Annotated in this window: 29 protein-coding genes; 28 read left to right on the forward strand and 1 reads right to left on the reverse strand. The window is 67.3% G+C overall.

Going from position 1 to position 16,913, the window contains the following annotated elements:
• Window positions 1-17: 17 nt before the first annotated feature.
• Both D0D37_RS33305 and D0D37_RS33310 read left to right on the forward strand, forming a co-directional pair.
• Window positions 18-251 (forward strand): hypothetical protein, encoded by a 234-nt coding sequence (locus D0D37_RS33305; protein WP_116204574.1) that lies wholly within the window; start codon window positions 18-20, stop codon window positions 249-251.
• A 67-nt stretch (window positions 252-318) separates the two neighbouring features.
• Window positions 319-807 (forward strand): MmpS family transport accessory protein, encoded by a 489-nt coding sequence (locus tag D0D37_RS33310; protein WP_116204575.1) that lies wholly within the window; start codon window positions 319-321, stop codon window positions 805-807.
• Here D0D37_RS33310 and D0D37_RS33315 read toward each other — a convergent pair.
• A complete protein-coding gene (locus tag D0D37_RS33315) occupies window positions 800-1,288 on the reverse strand; it encodes a GNAT family N-acetyltransferase (protein WP_116204591.1) in 489 nt (162 codons plus the stop codon). The genes D0D37_RS33310 and D0D37_RS33315 overlap by 8 nt on opposite strands.
• 74 nt (window positions 1,289-1,362) lie before the next feature.
• On the opposite strand from D0D37_RS33315, the gene D0D37_RS47175 reads away from it, so the two are divergent.
• The 26 genes from D0D37_RS47175 to rplO all read left to right on the forward strand — a co-directional run bounded on the left by D0D37_RS47175 (window position 1,363) and on the right by rplO (window position 16,692).
• A complete protein-coding gene (locus tag D0D37_RS47175) occupies window positions 1,363-1,515 on the forward strand; it encodes a hypothetical protein (RefSeq protein WP_101436018.1) in 153 nt (50 codons plus the stop codon).
• 759 nt (window positions 1,516-2,274) lie between these two features.
• Window positions 2,275-2,649, forward strand: coding sequence for a 30S ribosomal protein S12 (rpsL, locus tag D0D37_RS33325; RefSeq protein ID WP_003102113.1), 375 nt, complete (start codon window positions 2,275-2,277; stop codon window positions 2,647-2,649).
• The gene (rpsG, locus tag D0D37_RS33330; protein ID WP_007031033.1) at window positions 2,649-3,119 is read left to right on the forward strand and encodes a 30S ribosomal protein S7; all 471 of its coding nucleotides are present in this window, start codon (window positions 2,649-2,651) and stop codon (window positions 3,117-3,119) included. Before rpsL ends, rpsG begins: the two co-directional genes overlap by 1 nt.
• A 63-nt stretch (window positions 3,120-3,182) precedes the next feature.
• The gene (gene fusA, locus D0D37_RS33335; protein WP_116204576.1) at window positions 3,183-5,282 is read left to right on the forward strand and encodes an elongation factor G; all 2,100 of its coding nucleotides are present in this window, start codon (window positions 3,183-3,185) and stop codon (window positions 5,280-5,282) included.
• Between the two features lie 129 nt (window positions 5,283-5,411).
• Window positions 5,412-6,605 carry an elongation factor Tu gene (gene tuf, locus D0D37_RS33340; RefSeq protein WP_037816270.1) on the forward strand — a complete coding sequence of 398 codons (1,194 nt, stop codon included), beginning with the start codon at window positions 5,412-5,414 and terminating at the stop codon, window positions 6,603-6,605.
• A gap of 419 nt (window positions 6,606-7,024) precedes the next feature.
• Window positions 7,025-7,330, forward strand: a complete 306-nt coding sequence (gene rpsJ / locus D0D37_RS33345) for a 30S ribosomal protein S10 (protein ID WP_003102098.1) — start codon at window positions 7,025-7,027, stop codon at window positions 7,328-7,330.
• Between the two features lie 30 nt (window positions 7,331-7,360).
• The gene (gene rplC / locus D0D37_RS33350; RefSeq protein ID WP_116204577.1) at window positions 7,361-8,011 is read left to right on the forward strand and encodes a 50S ribosomal protein L3; all 651 of its coding nucleotides are present in this window, start codon (window positions 7,361-7,363) and stop codon (window positions 8,009-8,011) included.
• 2 nt (window positions 8,012-8,013) lie between these two features.
• Complete coding sequence (gene rplD, locus D0D37_RS33355) at window positions 8,014-8,703, forward strand: 50S ribosomal protein L4 (RefSeq protein WP_116204578.1); 690 nt, start codon at window positions 8,014-8,016, stop codon at window positions 8,701-8,703.
• Entirely contained in the window at window positions 8,700-9,011 is a 312-nt protein-coding gene (gene rplW, locus D0D37_RS33360; protein ID WP_009072304.1) for a 50S ribosomal protein L23, read from the forward strand. Before rplD ends, rplW begins: the two co-directional genes overlap by 4 nt.
• Window positions 9,012-9,026: 15 nt before the next feature.
• Entirely contained in the window at window positions 9,027-9,860 is an 834-nt protein-coding gene (rplB, locus tag D0D37_RS33365) for a 50S ribosomal protein L2 (RefSeq protein ID WP_116204579.1), read from the forward strand.
• Between the two features lie 18 nt (window positions 9,861-9,878).
• Complete coding sequence (gene rpsS / locus D0D37_RS33370; protein ID WP_003102083.1) at window positions 9,879-10,160, forward strand: 30S ribosomal protein S19; 282 nt, start codon at window positions 9,879-9,881, stop codon at window positions 10,158-10,160.
• A gap of 28 nt (window positions 10,161-10,188) precedes the next feature.
• The gene (gene rplV, locus D0D37_RS33375) at window positions 10,189-10,602 is read left to right on the forward strand and encodes a 50S ribosomal protein L22 (protein WP_116204580.1); all 414 of its coding nucleotides are present in this window, start codon (window positions 10,189-10,191) and stop codon (window positions 10,600-10,602) included.
• Complete coding sequence (rpsC, locus tag D0D37_RS33380) at window positions 10,602-11,450, forward strand: 30S ribosomal protein S3 (protein ID WP_116204581.1); 849 nt, start codon at window positions 10,602-10,604, stop codon at window positions 11,448-11,450. The genes rplV and rpsC overlap by 1 nt, the downstream gene beginning before the upstream one ends.
• Before the next feature lie 3 nt (window positions 11,451-11,453).
• Window positions 11,454-11,870 carry a 50S ribosomal protein L16 gene (rplP, locus tag D0D37_RS33385; RefSeq protein WP_020662795.1) on the forward strand — a complete coding sequence of 139 codons (417 nt, stop codon included), beginning with the start codon at window positions 11,454-11,456 and terminating at the stop codon, window positions 11,868-11,870.
• Window positions 11,870-12,115 carry a 50S ribosomal protein L29 gene (gene rpmC, locus D0D37_RS33390; RefSeq protein WP_009072314.1) on the forward strand — a complete coding sequence of 82 codons (246 nt, stop codon included), beginning with the start codon at window positions 11,870-11,872 and terminating at the stop codon, window positions 12,113-12,115. Before rplP ends, rpmC begins: the two co-directional genes overlap by 1 nt.
• On the forward strand, window positions 12,112-12,390 hold the full coding sequence (rpsQ, locus tag D0D37_RS33395) for a 30S ribosomal protein S17 (protein ID WP_116204582.1): 279 nt from the start codon (window positions 12,112-12,114) through the stop codon (window positions 12,388-12,390). Before rpmC ends, rpsQ begins: the two co-directional genes overlap by 4 nt.
• A 93-nt stretch (window positions 12,391-12,483) precedes the next feature.
• A complete protein-coding gene (gene rplN / locus D0D37_RS33400; RefSeq protein ID WP_004558867.1) occupies window positions 12,484-12,852 on the forward strand; it encodes a 50S ribosomal protein L14 in 369 nt (122 codons plus the stop codon).
• Entirely contained in the window at window positions 12,852-13,166 is a 315-nt protein-coding gene (rplX, locus tag D0D37_RS33405) for a 50S ribosomal protein L24 (RefSeq protein WP_116204583.1), read from the forward strand. Before rplN ends, rplX begins: the two co-directional genes overlap by 1 nt.
• Before the next feature lies 1 nt (window position 13,167).
• Window positions 13,168-13,731, forward strand: coding sequence for a 50S ribosomal protein L5 (gene rplE, locus D0D37_RS33410; protein ID WP_116204584.1), 564 nt, complete (start codon window positions 13,168-13,170; stop codon window positions 13,729-13,731).
• A 4-nt stretch (window positions 13,732-13,735) separates the two neighbouring features.
• Window positions 13,736-13,921: a type Z 30S ribosomal protein S14 gene (locus tag D0D37_RS33415; protein ID WP_116204585.1), complete on the forward strand. Its 186-nt coding sequence runs from the start codon at window positions 13,736-13,738 to the stop codon at window positions 13,919-13,921.
• Window positions 13,922-14,027: 106 nt separating this feature from the next.
• Window positions 14,028-14,426, forward strand: a complete 399-nt coding sequence (gene rpsH, locus D0D37_RS33420; RefSeq protein WP_116204586.1) for a 30S ribosomal protein S8 — start codon at window positions 14,028-14,030, stop codon at window positions 14,424-14,426.
• Window positions 14,427-14,442: 16 nt separating this feature from the next.
• A complete protein-coding gene (rplF, locus tag D0D37_RS33425; protein ID WP_116204587.1) occupies window positions 14,443-14,982 on the forward strand; it encodes a 50S ribosomal protein L6 in 540 nt (179 codons plus the stop codon).
• Window positions 14,982-15,383, forward strand: coding sequence for a 50S ribosomal protein L18 (rplR, locus tag D0D37_RS33430; protein ID WP_116204588.1), 402 nt, complete (start codon window positions 14,982-14,984; stop codon window positions 15,381-15,383). The genes rplF and rplR overlap by 1 nt, the downstream gene beginning before the upstream one ends.
• A gap of 31 nt (window positions 15,384-15,414) precedes the next feature.
• Entirely contained in the window at window positions 15,415-16,062 is a 648-nt protein-coding gene (gene rpsE / locus D0D37_RS33435; protein ID WP_067583695.1) for a 30S ribosomal protein S5, read from the forward strand.
• Between the two features lies 1 nt (window position 16,063).
• A complete protein-coding gene (gene rpmD, locus D0D37_RS33440; protein WP_004558875.1) occupies window positions 16,064-16,249 on the forward strand; it encodes a 50S ribosomal protein L30 in 186 nt (61 codons plus the stop codon).
• Complete coding sequence (gene rplO, locus D0D37_RS33445; protein WP_009072329.1) at window positions 16,246-16,692, forward strand: 50S ribosomal protein L15; 447 nt, start codon at window positions 16,246-16,248, stop codon at window positions 16,690-16,692. Before rpmD ends, rplO begins: the two co-directional genes overlap by 4 nt.
• Window positions 16,693-16,913: the final 221 nt, after the last annotated feature.

Below are 16,913 nucleotides of genomic sequence, written 5' to 3' on the forward strand. Positions count from 1 at the left end.
CACAGAAGGAGAAACCCGTGAAAAAGACCGCCATCCGAGCCGTCGCCGCCACCGCACTCGCCGGAGCCGCGGTGCTCGGCGCCGCCGCGCCCGCGCTGGCCGCCACGCAGGACCAGCCCGGGGTCACCGTCGTCGACGAGCCGGACACGTCGAACCTGAACAACATCTGGACCTTCGCCCCGCTGGGCGTGCCCGTGCTGGGCCTGATCCAGTCCCTGAACGGCGTCCCCGGCCGGATCCTGCCCGGCTGACCCCGCCTCCGCCGGTGGTTCCCCTCGTCCCCGGGAATCACCGGCGGACCCCGGAAGAACGAGGAACATGGACAGACAGCTGATCGGCCGGCTCGCGATCGCGGCCATCGCGGTGGCCGCCGTCGCCGCGACCGCAGTGATCCTCGGCACCGGCGACGATCCCGCGCCCGCCCCGGTCGCCGCGCCCACGACCGCCGAAGTGCCGCAGCGTGCCCCAGACCGCACCGTGACCCGCACGCTGGCCCCGACGACGTCCACCGCACCGGCCGCGCCCGCACCATCCAGCTGGCAGATCACCTACGAACTCGCCGGCTCCGGCACCGCCACCGTGGTCTATGACGACAACGGCCTCGGCCTGGTGCACCAGGAGCTGTCGGTGCCCTTGCCCTGGAGCAAGACCCTGACCTGGCCGAAGAGTGCCGTCGCGCCGACTGTGCAGCTGATGGGCCAGTCGAGCGGTCCGGTCGAATGCCGGGTGTCGGTGAACGGCGTGCTGGCGCGGTCCGCGAAAGCCGCGGACGGCGAGGTGGCCAGCTGCGCGGGACGGCTCAGCTGAGGTCTTTGGAGAACCAGTGCTCGGCGTACTGGTCGGCGTTGAAGGCCTCGACCTCCGCGTAGCCCATCGACGCGTAGAGCGCGCGTGCTTCGACCAGGTCGTCGCGGGTGTCGAGCCGCATCCGGGTCGAACCCAGCCGCTTCGCCGCCTCTTCAGCCGCCGCGACGATGACCTTGCCGCCGCCGTATCCGCGATGCTCCGGGCGCACGTACACCTTCGTCAACGCGCTCAGCCCGGGCTCGACTATCCGCACCCCGACGCAACCGGCGGGCTTCCCGTCCCGGTACGCCACCAGGAACGCTCCCGTCGGCGCGACAAGGCCGTCGCTGGGTTCGTCGGCCAGCGCCGCGTCCACTTCCGCGGGCGTCGCCGGACGGCCGTGATACCGAGACGCCAGTTCGTCCATGTACTCGCGCAGGATCGCCGCCGCGTCCGGGTGTTCGGCCGGGAATTCGCTGATCTTCCAGTCCACGTCCCTCATCTTGGGGAGTCCGTCCACCGATTTCCCCGGCAGGTACCGTGCAGAACGGCAGGGGAACCGAACGAGGAGGCGACATGGACGGCAGCGAGAACGTCGACCAGCCGGGGGACAAGAAGACCGGCGGCAGCCATGCCGCGCCGGAGGGGGCTGGAGTGCACCCGCTGATCGATCTGTCGCGCGACCCCAACCCGGGCAAGCCCGACCACGCGAAGCCCGACGAGGACTGACCCGCGGCCCGGCCCGGCGGGTGCACGCCGCCGGGCCGGGTTTCGCGGTTGCGTCCCGGTGAGGTGATTGTCACCCCGGGACGCGGATCCATTGTGGAACATCCGGCGGCTCTTCTCCTTGCCGCTGACGAATTTCTCTCGCGTTCTTAACGCGCTTCACTACCGCTGAAGTCCGTGAGGGCCACCTTGACGGAATCAGAGTCCCTCAAGGTGGCCCTCACGGACTTCAGCAGCGCGCGCCCGGTCCGTTCGGCAGGGGCGCCCGCGCGCTACTGGGAAACCCCAATGCGGCGTTAGGGCGCGGGAGGCCGAGAGGCTCCAAGAAGCGGGTCCATGCCTTGGTCGCCGCGTCCCGGCATGCGAACTTCAGTGCGCTCTGACCGCGGGAACCGGCCCGGGAATAGCGTCCCCGGCCGCGGCGTTCCGCCTCTCGGGAAGTCCCGCGCGGCACCGTCCCAAGGCCCCGATCTGGGGTTACGATGACCGGTCGGCGACCGTAGCGACCCCCCGCCCGGACCGCTCCGCGAGTGGACGGGTATCTTTGGAGACCGTGCCCGGCAGGCGTCGGGCCGCTCCGCGTGCCGTTGGGCATGAGCGGGGTGCTTTCGCACCCGGTTCACCAGCCTCGCCACGTGGGGTTCCGACGGAAAATCCCTCCGGGAAGTTACCGGTCGAGAGACCGTGACGCGGGCCGACACGCCCGACCGCGGGGACCGGTGAAGACACGAAGAAGCAAGATCACGACAGGAAGCTGGTCCATTGCCCACGATCCAGCAGCTGGTCCGCAAGGGCCGCCAGGACAAGGCTGCCAAGCAGAAGACCGCGGCCCTCAAGGGGAGCCCGCAGCGTCGTGGCGTGTGCACCCGCGTGTACACCACGACTCCCAAGAAGCCGAACTCGGCCTTGCGCAAGGTTGCTCGTGTGAAGCTGACCAGCGGTATCGAGGTCACCGCGTACATCCCGGGTGAAGGCCACAACCTCCAGGAGCACTCGATGGTGCTCGTGCGCGGAGGCCGGGTCAAGGACCTGCCGGGTGTTCGCTACAAGATCATCCGCGGTTCGCTCGACACCCAGGGTGTGAAGAACCGTAAGCAGGCGCGCAGCCGGTACGGCGCGAAGAAGGAGAAGAGCTAATGCCTCGCAAGGGTCCGGCGCCGAAGCGGCCGCTGATCTCCGACCCCGTCTACGCCTCCCCGCTGGTCACCCAGCTGGTGAACAAGGTGCTGAAGGACGGCAAGCGGTCCCTGGCCGAGCGCATTGTCTACGGCGCTCTCGAAGGCGCTCGCGAGAAGACGGGCACCGACCCGGTCGTCACGCTGAAGCGCGCGCTCGACAACGTGAAGCCCACCATCGAGGTGAAGAGCCGCCGCGTCGGTGGCGCCACCTACCAGGTGCCGATCGAGGTCAAGCCCGGCCGCTCCACCACGCTGGCGCTGCGCTGGCTGGTCTCGTTCTCGCAGGCCCGCCGCGAGAAGACGATGATCGAGCGGCTGCAGAACGAGCTGCTGGACGCGAGCAACGGCCTTGGCGCCAGCGTCAAGCGCCGCGAGGACACGCACAAGATGGCCGAGTCGAACAAGGCCTTCGCGCACTACCGCTGGTGATGACCGCCCGGCTGCCGATAGAAGCCATGCCGGGCCCCACGTTCGAGACAGGGGAACATTCTCGTGGCACGTGAAGTGCTGACCGACCTCAACAAGGTCCGCAACATCGGCATCATGGCGCACATCGACGCCGGTAAGACCACCACCACCGAGCGGATCCTGTTCTACACCGGGATCAACTACAAGCTCGGCGAAGTCCACGACGGCGCCGCCACCATGGACTGGATGGAGGAGGAGCAGAAGCGAGGCATCACCATCACCTCGGCTGCGACCACCACCTTCTGGAACGACTACCAGATCAACCTGATCGACACCCCCGGGCACGTCGACTTCACCGTCGAGGTGGAGCGCAACCTGCGGGTGCTCGACGGCGCGGTCGCGGTCTTCGACGGCAAGGAAGGCGTCGAGCCGCAGTCCGAGCAGGTCTGGCGGCAGGCGGACAAGTACGACGTCCCGCGCATCTGCTTCGTCAACAAGATGGACAAGCTGGGTGCGGACTACTACTACACCCTGCAGACCATCAAGGACCGTCTCGGCGTCCGGCCGCTGGCCATCCAGCTGCCGATCGGCGCGGAGAACGACTTCGAAGGCGTCATCGACCTGGTCCGGATGAAGGCCCTGGTCTGGCGCGGCGAGGTGCAGAAGGGCGACGACTACGCCGTCGAGGACATCCCGGCCGAGCTGGCCGACCGCGCCGCCGAGTACCGCGAGAAGCTGGTCGAGGCCGTCGCCGAGACCGACGACGCGCTGATGGAGAAGTTCCTCGAGGGCGAGGAGCTGACCCAGGACGAGATCAAGGGCGGCATCCGCCACCTGGTCGTCACCCGCGAGGCGTTCCCGGTGCTCGCCGGCTCCGCGTTCAAGAACAAGGGCGTGCAGCCGATGCTGGACGCGGTCATCGACTACCTGCCGTCGCCGCTGGACGTGCCGCCGGTCGAGGGTCTGCTGGCGGACGGCGAGACCCCGGTCACGCGGCACGCGACGACCGAGGAGCCGTTCTCCGCGCTGGCCTTCAAGATCGCCGCGCACCCGTTCTTCGGCAAGCTGACCTACATCCGGGTCTACTCGGGCAAGGTCTCCTCCGGTGCCCAGGTCGTCAACGCGACCAAGGAGCGCAAGGAGCGCATCGGGAAGATCTTCCAGATGCACTCCAACAAGGAGAACCCGGTCGACGAGGCTTTGGCCGGCCACATCTACGCGGTCATCGGCCTGAAGGACACCACCACCGGTGACACCCTGGCCGACGCGCAGAACCCGGTCGTGCTCGAGTCCATGACCTTCCCGGACCCGGTCATCAAGGTGGCCATCGAGCCGAAGACCAAGGCCGACCAGGAGAAGCTCTCCCTGGCGATCCAGAAGCTGGCCGAGGAAGACCCCACGTTCCAGGTCAACCTGGACGAGGACACCGGCCAGACGATCATCGCCGGCATGGGCGAGCTGCACCTCGAGGTGCTGGTCAACCGGATGAAGTCCGACTACAAGGTCGAGGCGAACATCGGCAAGCCGCAGGTCGCCTACCGCGAGACCATCAAGAAGACCGTGGACAAGCTCGACTACGTCCACAAGAAGCAGACCGGTGGCTCCGGCCAGTTCGCGAAGGTCATCGTGAAGCTGGAGCCGCTCGAGCGCACCGACGGTGCTCTCTACGAGTTCGACAACAAGGTCACCGGTGGCCGCGTGCCGCGGGAGTACATCCCGTCGGTCGACGCGGGCGCACAGGACGCCATGCAGTACGGCGTGCTGGCCGGCTACCCGCTCGTCGGGTTGAAGTTCACCTTGTTGGATGGCGCGTACCACGAGGTCGACTCTTCCGAGATGGCGTTCAAGATCGCCGGTTCCATGGCGATGAAGGAAGCCGCGAAGAAGGCCGGCCCGGTCATCCTCGAGCCGATGATGGCTGTCGAGGTCACGACTCCCGAGGACTACATGGGCGACGTGATCGGCGACCTCAACTCCCGCCGTGGCCAGATCCAGGCCATGGAGGAGCGCGCCGGTACCCGTGTCGTGAAGGCACTGGTCCCGCTGTCGGAGATGTTCGGTTACGTCGGCGACCTGCGGTCCCGTACCCAGGGCCGGGCGAACTACTCCATGGTGTTCGACTCCTACGCCGAGGTTCCCGCGAACGTCGCGAAGGAAATCATCGCGAAGGCGACGGGGGAGTAACTCCCTCACCGCGCGCGGGCATTAAGGAACTCTCCTGAACGTCCGCAGCAACGACGAAGGAACATTCGTGGGGCAGCAGCCACGCTGCCCCACGAGCACAACGCGAAATCAGTCCAGGAGGACATTCCAGTGGCGAAGGCGAAGTTCGAGCGGAGCAAGCCGCACGTCAACATCGGCACCATCGGTCACGTCGACCACGGCAAGACCACGCTGACCGCGGCGATCACCAAGGTTCTGCACGACGCGTACCCGGAGCTGAACGAGGCCCGTGCGTTCGACCAGATCGACAACGCGCCGGAAGAGAAGCAGCGCGGCATCACGATCAACATCTCGCACGTCGAGTACCAGACCGAGAAGCGTCACTACGCGCACGTGGACGCCCCGGGTCACGCTGACTACATCAAGAACATGATCACCGGTGCCGCGCAGATGGACGGCGCGATCCTGGTGGTCGCGGCGACCGACGGCCCGATGCCGCAGACCCGCGAGCACGTGCTGCTGGCCCGCCAGGTCGGCGTGCCCTACATCGTGGTGGCGCTGAACAAGGCCGACATGGTCGACGACGAGGAAATCCTCGAGCTCGTCGAGCTGGAGGTCCGCGAGCTGCTGTCCTCGCAGGAGTTCCCGGGCGACGACGCGCCGGTCGTGCGCGTCTCCGGCCTCAAGGCTCTCGAGGGCGACCAGAAGTGGGCCGACGCCGTGCTCGAGCTGATGCACGCCGTCGACGACAACGTGCCGGACCCGGTGCGCGAGCTCGAGAAGCCCTTCCTGATGCCGATCGAGGACGTCTTCACGATCACCGGCCGCGGCACCGTCGTGACCGGTCGCGTGGAGCGCGGCCAGGTCAACGTCAACGAAGAGGTCGAGATCGTGGGCATCCGCGAGAAGTCGACCAAGACCACCGTCACCGGTGTCGAGATGTTCCGCAAGCTGCTCGACTCGGGCCAGGCGGGCGACAACGTCGGCCTCCTGCTGCGCGGCATCAAGCGCGAGGACGTCGAGCGCGGCCAGGTCGTCGTGAAGCCGGGCACCACCACCCCGCACACCGAGTTCGAGGGCCGGGTCTACATCCTGTCCAAGGACGAGGGCGGACGGCACACCCCGTTCTTCAACAACTACCGCCCGCAGTTCTACTTCCGCACCACGGACGTGACCGGCGTCGTGACCCTTCCCGAGGGCACCGAGATGGTCATGCCGGGCGACAACACGGACATCAGCGTCGTGCTGATCCAGCCGGTCGCCATGGACGAGGGTCTGCGCTTCGCCATCCGCGAGGGTGGCCGGACCGTCGGCGCGGGCCAGGTTACCAAGATCAACAAGTGACGTCGGCGCCCTGAATTCGGGTCACTACACCCCCGAGTTCAGGGCGTCAACTCACGTGTGCGACACTATTCAGGTTGCTCGTCCTGGGGCGGCCGAACCCTTATCGGTTTTCAATCGACTGGGTTCCGGCCGCCCTGGTATGAGCGGCCACGGTCCGTGGAGCTCTTCCTTCGGGTGAGGCTAGCGGGCAAAGGCCAGTAGGGACGACCGCGGTGCTTGTTCAGACCAGGTCGGCCTGCGGCCTCCTCACGTAAGAGGAAGACCAGGCAAGACGACGATCCTTAGGGATCCGTCTGTGCGGCGGGCGCGACACGCCCGACCGCGTGGACCGGGGACAGGGCCGTTGAACTGCTGAAACCCGGGCTCCGGCCCAGGTTGACGAGACAAAGCGGCACGAGACGACAAGGAACGCAGCCACCATGGCGGGACAGAAGATCCGCATCCGGCTCAAGGCCTACGACCACGAGGCGATCGACACCTCGGCGCGCAAGATCGTGGAAACGGTCACGCGCACCGGCGCCCGTGTTGTCGGGCCGGTGCCGCTGCCTACCGAGAAGAACGTTTACTGCGTCATCCGCTCGCCGCACAAGTACAAGGACTCGCGCGAGCACTTCGAGATGCGCACGCACAAGCGTCTGATCGACATCCTCGACCCGACGCCGAAGACGGTCGACGCGCTCATGCGCATCGACCTGCCGGCGAGCGTCGACGTCAACATCCAGTAAGCGTTGGGCGAGCGGCGGAGATAAGAACTCATGTCTGACAGGCAAATGAAGGGCATCCTGGGCACCAAGCTCGGCATGACCCAGGTCTTCGACGAGCAGAACCGGGTCGTCCCGGTCACTGTCGTCAAGGCCGGGCCGAACGTGGTGACCCAGGTTCGGACCACTGACAAAGACGGCTACGCGGCCGTGCAGCTGGCGTTCGGCGCGATCGACCCGCGCAAGGTGAACAAGCCGCGCACCGGCCACTTCGACAAGGCGGGCGTGACCCCGCGCCGGCACGTCGCCGAGCTGCGCACCATCGACGCCGAGACCTACGAGGTCGGCCAGGAGATCACCGCCGAGGTGTTCGAGGCCGGCACTTCGGTCGACGTGACCGGTACCAGCAAGGGCAAGGGCTACGCGGGTGTCATGAAGCGCCACGGCTTCAAGGGCCAGGGCGCGAGCCACGGCGCGCAGGCCGTGCACCGCAAGCCGGGTTCCATCGGCGGCTGCGCCACGCCGGGCCGCGTGTTCAAGGGCCTGCGGATGGCGGGCCGGATGGGTAGCGACCGGGTCACCACGCAGGGTCTGACCGTGCACGCGGTGCGTGCCGAGGACGGCCTGCTGCTGATCAAGGGCGCGGTGCCCGGTCCCAAGGGCGGCCTGCTGTTCGTGCGCAGTGCCGCGAAGGGTGGAAACTGACGATGACGAACGTCGAGCTGAAGACTCCGGCCGGTAAAGCCGACGGCACCGTCGAGCTCCCCGGGGAGATCTTCGACGTGCAGGCCAACGTCGCGCTGATGCACCAGGTCGTGGTGGGCCAGCTGGCCGCCGCGCGCCAGGGCACGCACGACACGAAGACCCGCGGTGAGGTCTCCGGTGGCGGCAAGAAGCCGTACCGGCAGAAGGGCACCGGTCGCGCCCGCCAGGGTTCGACCCGCGCGCCGCAGTTCGCCGGCGGTGGCGTCGTGCACGGCCCCACGCCGCGCGACTACACCCAGCGCACCCCGAAGAAGATGAAGGCCGCCGCTCTGCGTGGCGCCCTCTCCGACCGGGCTCGCGCCGGCCAGCTGCACGTCCTGACGGAACTGGTCACCGGCGAGAAGCCGTCGACCAAGACCGCCAAGACGGCGATCGCCGCCGCGACCCAGGCCAAGCGCGTTCTCGTGGTCCTGCACCGCGACGAGGAGCTCGCCTGGGTGTCCGCGCGGAACCTGCCGTACGTGCACCTGATCTGGGCTGACCAGCTCAACACCTACGACGTCCTGGTCAACGACGACGTCGTGTTCACCAAGGCCGCTTACGACGCGTTCGTCGCAGGCCCCGTCCGCGGGAAGGTCGTCAAGGCCCTCGCGCGTTCGAGCGAGGTTTCGGAAGGGAGTGACGAGAAGTGAGCTCGGTCGCCATTCCGGACCCCCGCGACATCCTGCTCGCGCCGGTGATCTCCGAGAAGTCCTACGGACTGCTCGAGGACCACAAGTACACGTTCATCGTCCGTCCGGACGCCAACAAGACCCAGATCAAGATCGCGGTCGAGAAGGTGTTCGGCGTGAAGGTCGTCAGCGTCAACACGGCCAACCGCCAGGGCAAGCGGAAGCGGACTCGTACCGGCTTCGGCAAGCGCAAGGACACCAAGCGCGCCATCGTGACTCTTTCGCCTGAGAGCAAGGCGATCGAGATCTTCGGCGGACCCACCGCGTAAAGGACTGAGCTGACAATGGGCATCCGCAAGTACAAGCCGACGACCCCGGGTCGTCGCGGTTCGAGCGTCTCGGACTTCGCCGAGATCACCCGGTCCACGCCGGAGAAGTCGCTGCTGCGCCCGCTGAGCAAGACCGGCGGCCGCAACGCTTCGGGCAAGATCACCACCCGGCACAAGGGCGGTGGCCACAAGCGCGCCTACCGCGTGATCGACTTCCGTCGCCACGACAAGGACGGCGTGCCGGCCAAGGTCGCGCACATCGAGTACGACCCCAACCGCACCGCGCGCATCGCGCTGCTGCACTACGCCGACGGCGAGAAGCGCTACATCATCGCGCCGGAGAAGCTGAAGCAGGGCGACACGGTTGAGAACGGCCCCCGCGCCGACATCAAGCCGGGCAACAACCTGCCGCTGCGCAACATCCCGGTCGGCACTGTGATCCACGCGATCGAGCTCCGCCCCGGCGGCGGCGCGAAGATGGCCCGGTCCGCCGGCGCCCGCGTGCAGCTCGTCGCCAAGGACGGTCCCTACGCCCAGCTGCGTCTCCCCTCGGGCGAGATCCGCAACGTGGACGTGCGCAACCGCGCGACCGTCGGCGAGGTCGGCAACTCGGATCACTCGAACATCAACTGGGGCAAGGCGGGCCGCAACCGCTGGCGCGGCAAGCGCCCGACTGTCCGCGGTGTCGTGATGAACCCGGTCGACCACCCGCACGGCGGTGGCGAGGGCAAGACCTCCGGTGGCCGGCACCCGGTGAACCCGAACGGCAAGCCCGAAGGCCGCACTCGCAAGAGCAAGCCGTCCGACAAATTGATCGTCCGCCGCCGGCGTACCGGCAAGAAGCGCTGAGCAGGGAGGTAGAAGCACATGCCACGCAGCCTTAAGAAGGGCCCGTTCGTGGACGACCACCTGCTCAAGAAGGTGGACGCTCTCAACGAATCGGGCAAGAAGACCGTGATCAAGACTTGGTCGCGGCGCTCCACGATCATCCCGGACTTCCTGGGTCACACGATCGCGGTGCACGACGGCCGCAAGCACGTCCCGGTGTTCGTCACCGAGGCGATGGTGGGTCACAAGCTGGGCGAGTTCGCCCCGACGCGGACCTTCAAGGGCCACATCAAGGACGACCGCAAGTCGCGCCGCCGCTGAGCGGGCCAGAGAAAGTTAAGGGAAGCAGATGAACGCCCAGTCAAACGCCACGGCCACGGCAGAAGAGCTGCCCACGGCCGTCGCGCGGGCTCGCTTTGTCCGGGACGCGCCGATGAAGGTGCGCCGGGTGATCGAGCTCGTCAAGGGTCGTAGCGTCAGCGAGGCCTTGGCCGTGCTCCGGTTCGCGCCGCAGGCTGCGAGCGAGCAGCTCGCGAAGGTCATCGCCAGCGCGGCGGCCAACGCCGAGAACAACCTCCAGCTGGACCCGGAGACGCTCTGGATCAAGTCCGCGACCGCCGACGAGGGCCCGACCCTCAAGCGCATCCGTCCGCGGGCCCAGGGCCGTGCGTACCGGATCCGCAAGCGCACCAGCCACATCACCGTGGTGGTCGAGTCGCGGCCTGCGGAGAAGAAGAGCAACAAGAAGGCAGGTGGCCGGTAGTGGGCCAGAAGATCAACCCGCACGGCTTCCGCCTGGGTATCACCACTGACTGGAAGTCGCGCTGGTACGCCGACAAGCAGTACGCGGAGTACGTGGCCGAGGACGTCAAGATCCGCAAGCTGCTCTCCACCGGCATGGAGCGCGCCGGCATCTCCAAGGTCGAGATCGAGCGCACCCGTGACCGGGTCCGCGTCGACATCCACACCGCCCGGCCGGGCATCGTCATCGGCCGCCGCGGCGCGGAGGCCGACCGGATCCGCGGCGCGCTGGAGAAGCTGACCAAGAAGCAGGTCCAGCTGAACATCCTCGAGGTGAAGAACCCCGAGGCCGACGCGCAGCTGGTCGCCCAGGGTGTCGCGGAGCAGCTGAGCAACCGCGTGGCGTTCCGCCGCGCGATGCGCAAGGCGATCCAGACCTCCATGCGCTCGCCGCAGGTCAAGGGCATTCGCGTGCAGTGCGGCGGTCGTCTCGGCGGTGCCGAGATGTCCCGTTCCGAGCACTACCGCGACGGCCGGGTCCCGCTGCACACGCTGCGCGCCGACATCGACTACGGCTTCTTCGAGGCCAAGACGACGTTCGGCCGCATCGGCGTGAAGGTGTGGATCTACAAGGGCGAGCTGGTCGGCGGCCTGAAGGCGCGCGCCGAGCGCGACGCCGCCGCGTCGGCCGCGGACCGCGCGCCGCGCCGCGACCGTGGCGACCGGCCGTCCCGTCCGCGCCGTTCCGGCGCTTCGGGCACGACCCCGACCTCGACCGAGGCCGGCCGCGCCGCCGCTGCCGCGAAGAGCGACACCGCGACTGAGGCGGCGGCCCCGGCCGCTGAGACCGCAGAAAAGACGGAGGGCTGAGACGTGCTCATCCCGCGCAGGGTCAAGCACCGCAAGCAGCACTCCCCGAAGCGCCACGGCGCCGCCAAGGGCGGTACCAAGGTCAGCTTCGGCGAGTACGGCATCCAGGCGCTTGAGCACAGCTACGTGACGAACCGGCAGATCGAGTCCGCTCGTATCGCCATGACCCGTCACATCAAGCGCGGCGGCAAGGTGTGGACCACGATCTACCCGGACCGCCCGCTGACCAAGAAGCCGGCGGAAACCCGCATGGGCTCCGGCAAGGGTTCGCCCGAGTGGTGGATCGCCAACGTGAAGCCGGGTCGCGTGATGTTCGAGATCAGCTTCCCGAACGAGGAGACCGCCCGCGAGGCGCTCCGTCGCGCGATCCACAAGCTGCCCATGAAGTGCCGCATCGTGACCCGGGAAGGTGAGTTCTGATGGCTAACGGAGCCGCACAGGCATCCGAGCTGCGTGAGCTCACCGCCGAAGAGCTCGTGCTGCGTCTGAAGGAATACAAGGAGGAGCTTTTCAACCTCCGCTTCCAGATGGCGACCGGGCAGCTGGACAACAACCGTCGGCTGCGCACCGTCCGCACGGACATCGCGCGGATCTACACGGTGATGCGCGAGCGCGAGCTCGGGCTTTCCGTGGCGCCCGACGCCGAAAGTGAAGGTGCCGCATGAGCGAGGCTGCCACCGAGAAGACCGCCCGGAACTACCGCAAGGTCCGCGAGGGTTACGTCGTCTCGGACAAGATGGACAAGACGATCGTGGTCGAGCTCGAGGACCGCAAGAAGCACCCGCGCTACTCGAAGGTTCTCCGCAGCACCACCAAGGTCAAGGTGCACGACGAGAACAACGAGGCGGGCGTGGGCGACCGGGTCACGCTGATGGAGACCCGGCCGCTGTCGGCGACCAAGCGCTGGCGTCTGGTGCAGGTCGTGGAGAAGGCCAAGTAAGCAGGGCTCTTTTGGGAGTCCTTGGTTCCGCAAGGCTCGCTACTGTGACATCTCACAACTCGGCGAGAACCAGCGCGACATACAGGAGTTGACGTGATCCAGCAGGAGTCGCGGCTTCGGGTTGCCGACAACACCGGGGCAAAGGAAATCCTTTGCATCCGCGTGCTCGGCGGCTCCGGGCGGCGCTACGCCGGCATCGGCGACATTATCGTCGCCACCGTGAAGGACGCCATCCCGGCCGCCGGGGTGAAGAAGGGCGATGTCGTCAAGGCTGTCATCGTCCGCACGGTGAAGGAGCGCCGTCGTCCGGACGGTTCCTACATCCGGTTCGACGAGAACGCCGCCGTGCTCATCAAGAACGACAACGAGCCCCGGGGCACCCGCATCTTCGGCCCGGTGGGCCGCGAGCTGCGCGACCGAAAGTTCATGAAGATCATTTCGCTCGCGCCGGAGGTGCTGTGATGAAGGTGAAGAAGGGCGACACCGTCGTCGTTATCGCCGGTAAGGACAAGGGCGCGAAGGGCAAGGTCATTCAGGCCTACCCGGAGCGGGAGCGCGTGCTGGTCGAGGGTGTCAACCGGATCAAGAAGCACACCCGGATCACCCAGACCCAGCGCGGCGCCCAGTCCGGCGGCATCGTGACGCAGGAAGCGCCCATCCACGTGTCGAACGTGATGGTCGTGGACGCGGACGGCAAGCCGACCCGGGTGGGCTACCGCATCGGCGAGGACGGCAAGAAGGTCCGGGTCTCGCGCCGGAACGGCAAGGACATCTGACATGACCACCGCAGAGAAGATCGTGCCGCGTCTGAAGACCCGGTACCGCGAAGAGATCAAGGGCGAGCTCCAGAAGGAGTTCTCCATCCCCAACGTGCACCAGATTCCCGGCGTCGTGAAGATCGTCGTGAACATGGGTGTCGGGGACGCCGCCCGGGACAGCAAGCTGATCGACGGCGCGGTCCGCGACCTCGCCCTGATCACCGGGCAGAAGCCGGAAGTCCGGAAGGCCCGCAAGTCCATCGCGCAGTTCAAGCTCCGCGAGGGACAGCCGATCGGTGCGCGCGTCACGCTGCGCGGCGACCGGATGTGGGAGTTCCTCGACCGGCTGCTGACCATCGCGCTGCCCCGTATCCGCGACTTCCGCGGGCTTTCGCCCAAGCAGTTCGACGGCAACGGCAACTACACGTTCGGTCTCAACGAGCAGTCGATGTTCCACGAGATCAACCCGGACGACATCGACCGCCCTCGCGGCATGGACGTCACCGTCGTCACGACCGCCACCACCGACGACGAGGGCCGGGCGCTGCTGCGCAAGCTCGGTTTCCCGTTCAAGGAGAACTGAGCCGATGGCTAAGAAAGCGCTAGTCAGCAAGGCTTCGAAGAAGCCGAAGTTCGCGGTGCGCGGCTACACCCGTTGCAACCGGTGCGGGCGTCCGCACTCGGTGTACCGCAAGTTCGGCCTGTGCCGGATCTGCCTCCGGGAGATGGCGCACGCGGGCGAACTGCCCGGTGTCCACAAGTCCAGCTGGTAAGGCTCGAAACTCTATTCCCAGTTCGCCACAGGCCCCGCCGCGCCGGCCGGAGACCTCTCCGGCCGGGCGAGGCGGGGAACCAGGCGAGAAAGGTTGACAGGTCACCATGACGATGACCGACCCGATCGCAGACTTCTTGACCCGTCTGCGCAACGCGAACTCGGCGTACCACGACGAGGTCGTGCTTCCGCACTCGAAGATCAAGGCGAACATCGCCGAGATCCTCAAGCGCGAGGGCTACATCGCGAGCTACCGCGACGAGCCGGGCGAGAAGCACAAGAACCTCATCGTCGAGCTGAAGTACGGCCCCAACCGCGAGCGGAGCATCGCCGGCCTTCGCCGCGTCTCCAAGCCGGGTCTGCGGGTCTACGCAAAATCGACCGAACTGCCGTCCGTTCTGGGTGGCCTCGGCGTCGCGATCATCTCGACGTCCGGCGGCCTTCAGACCGACCGGCAGGCCAAGCGCAATAACGTGGGCGGCGAAGTCCTCGCCTACGTCTGGTAAGGAAGGGGGCACAGACATGTCACGCATCGGAAAGCTGCCGGTCGCCGTCCCCTCCGGGGTCGAGGTGACCATCGACGGCCAGAACGTCAAGGTCAAGGGGCCGAAGGGCACCCTGGAGCACACTGTCGCCGAGCCGATCTTCGTCGAGCGCGGCGAGGACGGCGCGCTTCTGGTGAAGCGTCCGGACGACGAGCGCACGAGCCGTGCCCTGCACGGTCTCACCCGCACGCTGGTGAACAACCTCGTGGTGGGCGTGACCGCGGGCTACGAGAAGAAGCTTGAGATCCACGGCGTCGGTTACCGCGTGCAGGCCAAGGGCTCGGACCTCGAGTTCGCCCTCGGCTACAGCCACCCGGTCAAGATCGAGGCCCCGGAAGGCATCACCTTCAAGGTGGAGTCGCCGACCCGGTTCTCGGTTTCGGGCATCGACAAGCAGAAGGTCGGCCAGACCGCCGCGGTTATCCGCAAGCTGCGCCGCCCGGACCCGTACAAGGGCAAGGGCCTGCGCTACGAGGGTGAGAAGATCCGCCGCAAGGTCGGAAAGACGGGTAAGTGATGAGCGACACGACTACCACGAAGCGCAAGCCGGTCGGCAAGGACATCTCGACCCGCCGCCGCGTCGCCAAGACCCGTCGGCACTTCCGCCTCCGCAAGAAGATCAGCGGGACGCCGGTGCGTCCGCGCATGGTCGTCAAGCGGTCCTCGCGGCACATCACCGTGCAGGTGATCGACGACCTCGCCGGTCACACGCTGGCGTCGGCGTCCACCCTCGAGACCGACCTCCGGTCGTTCGAGGGCGACAAGAAGGCCAAGGCCGCGAAGGTCGGCGAACTGGTGGCTTCGCGCGCCAAGGACGCCGGCATCGAAGCCGTGGTGTTCGACCGTGGCGGCAACGCCTACCACGGCCGCATCGCCGCGCTTGCCGACGCCGCCCGTGAGGCGGGGTTGAAGTTCTGATGCACATGCTCGTGAATGGAAGGAAAGCCTGATGCCGGGACGTACACGGCAATTCGGCGGCGGCCAGGGCGGACCGGGCGGTCAGGGCGGCAACGACCGCAACGACCGTCGCGGTGGCGGCCGGGACCGGCGCGACGGCGGCCGTGGCGGGGCCGGCCAGGACAAGACCCCGCACCTTGAGAAGGTCGTGACGATCAACCGCGTCGCCAAGGTCGTCAAGGGCGGTCGTCGCTTCAGCTTCACCGCCCTGGTGGTCGTCGGCGACGGCGACGGTCAGGTCGGCGTCGGCTACGGCAAGGCCAAGGAAGTTCCCGCGGCCATCGCCAAGGGCGTCGAGGAAGCGAAGAAGAACTTCTTCCGCGTTCCGCGCGTCGCCGGCACCATTCCGCACCCGATCCAGGGTGAGGAAGCCGCCGGTGTCGTGCTGCTCCGTCCCGCCTCCGCTGGTACCGGCGTCATCGCCGGCGGCCCGGTGCGCGCGGTGCTGGAGTGCGCGGGCGTCCACGACGTGCTGTCGAAGTCGCTCGGCTCCGACAACGCCATCAACATCGTGCACGCGACCGTGGCGGCCCTGAAGGGGCTGCAGCGTCCGGAGGAGGTGGCCGCTCGCCGCGGTCTGCCGCTCGAGGACGTCGCCCCGGCCCGGATGCTGCGTCAGCGTGCCGGCCAGGGGGTCTGACATGGCTCAGCTCAAGGTCACTCAGGTCAAGAGCAAGATCGGCACGAAGCACGCTCACCGCGAGTCGCTGCGCACCCTCGGGCTGCGCAAGATCCGCCAGAGCGTCGTGCGTGAGGACACCCCCCAGGTGCGCGGCCTGATCCACACCGTCCGCCACCTGGTGGAGGTCGAGGAGGTCCAGGCATGACCGCCATCAAGATCCACCACCTTCGTCCGGCTCCTGGCGCCAAGCGCGACAAGATCCGCGTCGGCCGTGGTGAAGGTTCGAAGGGCAAGACCGCGGGTCGCGGCACGAAGGGCACCAAGGCCCGGAAGAACGTGCCCGCCGGTTTCGAGGGTGGGCAGATGCCCATCCACATGCGGCTGCCGAAGCTGCGTGGATTCAAGAACCGGTTCCGCACCGAGTACCAGCCGGTGAACGTGGGCGACATCGCCCGCGTGTTCGCCGATGGTGGCAAGGTCGGTCCGGAGGAGCTGGCTGCTAACGGGCTTGTTCGTAAGGGCAAGCTTGTGAAGGTTCTCGGCAACGGGGACCTGAACGGGGTCAAGCTCGAGCTGACCGCGCATGCTTTCTCTGGCTCTGCCAAGGAGAAGATCGAGGCTGCTGGTGGTTCGGCCACCGTCAGCTGATCTGACTGCGTTAAGCGGGCCCGTCCGGTTTTTCCGGGCGGGCCCGTTTTGTTTTCGGCTCGTCGCCTGGCGGCGACCTTGCCTCGGTGGTTGCGTGGGGCACCCCGAAGGTTGATTGTGCTGACGGTTCGGGGGTGCTTGTCAAGGCGGGAAAGATGCCTTGACAAGCACCCCCGAACCGCAGGGACTGTCGCTTATACAAATCTGCCAGCCCACGAAGC

Source organism: Amycolatopsis circi (genome assembly GCF_003385235.1).
GTDB classification, from domain to species: domain Bacteria; phylum Actinomycetota; class Actinomycetes; order Mycobacteriales; family Pseudonocardiaceae; genus Amycolatopsis; species Amycolatopsis circi.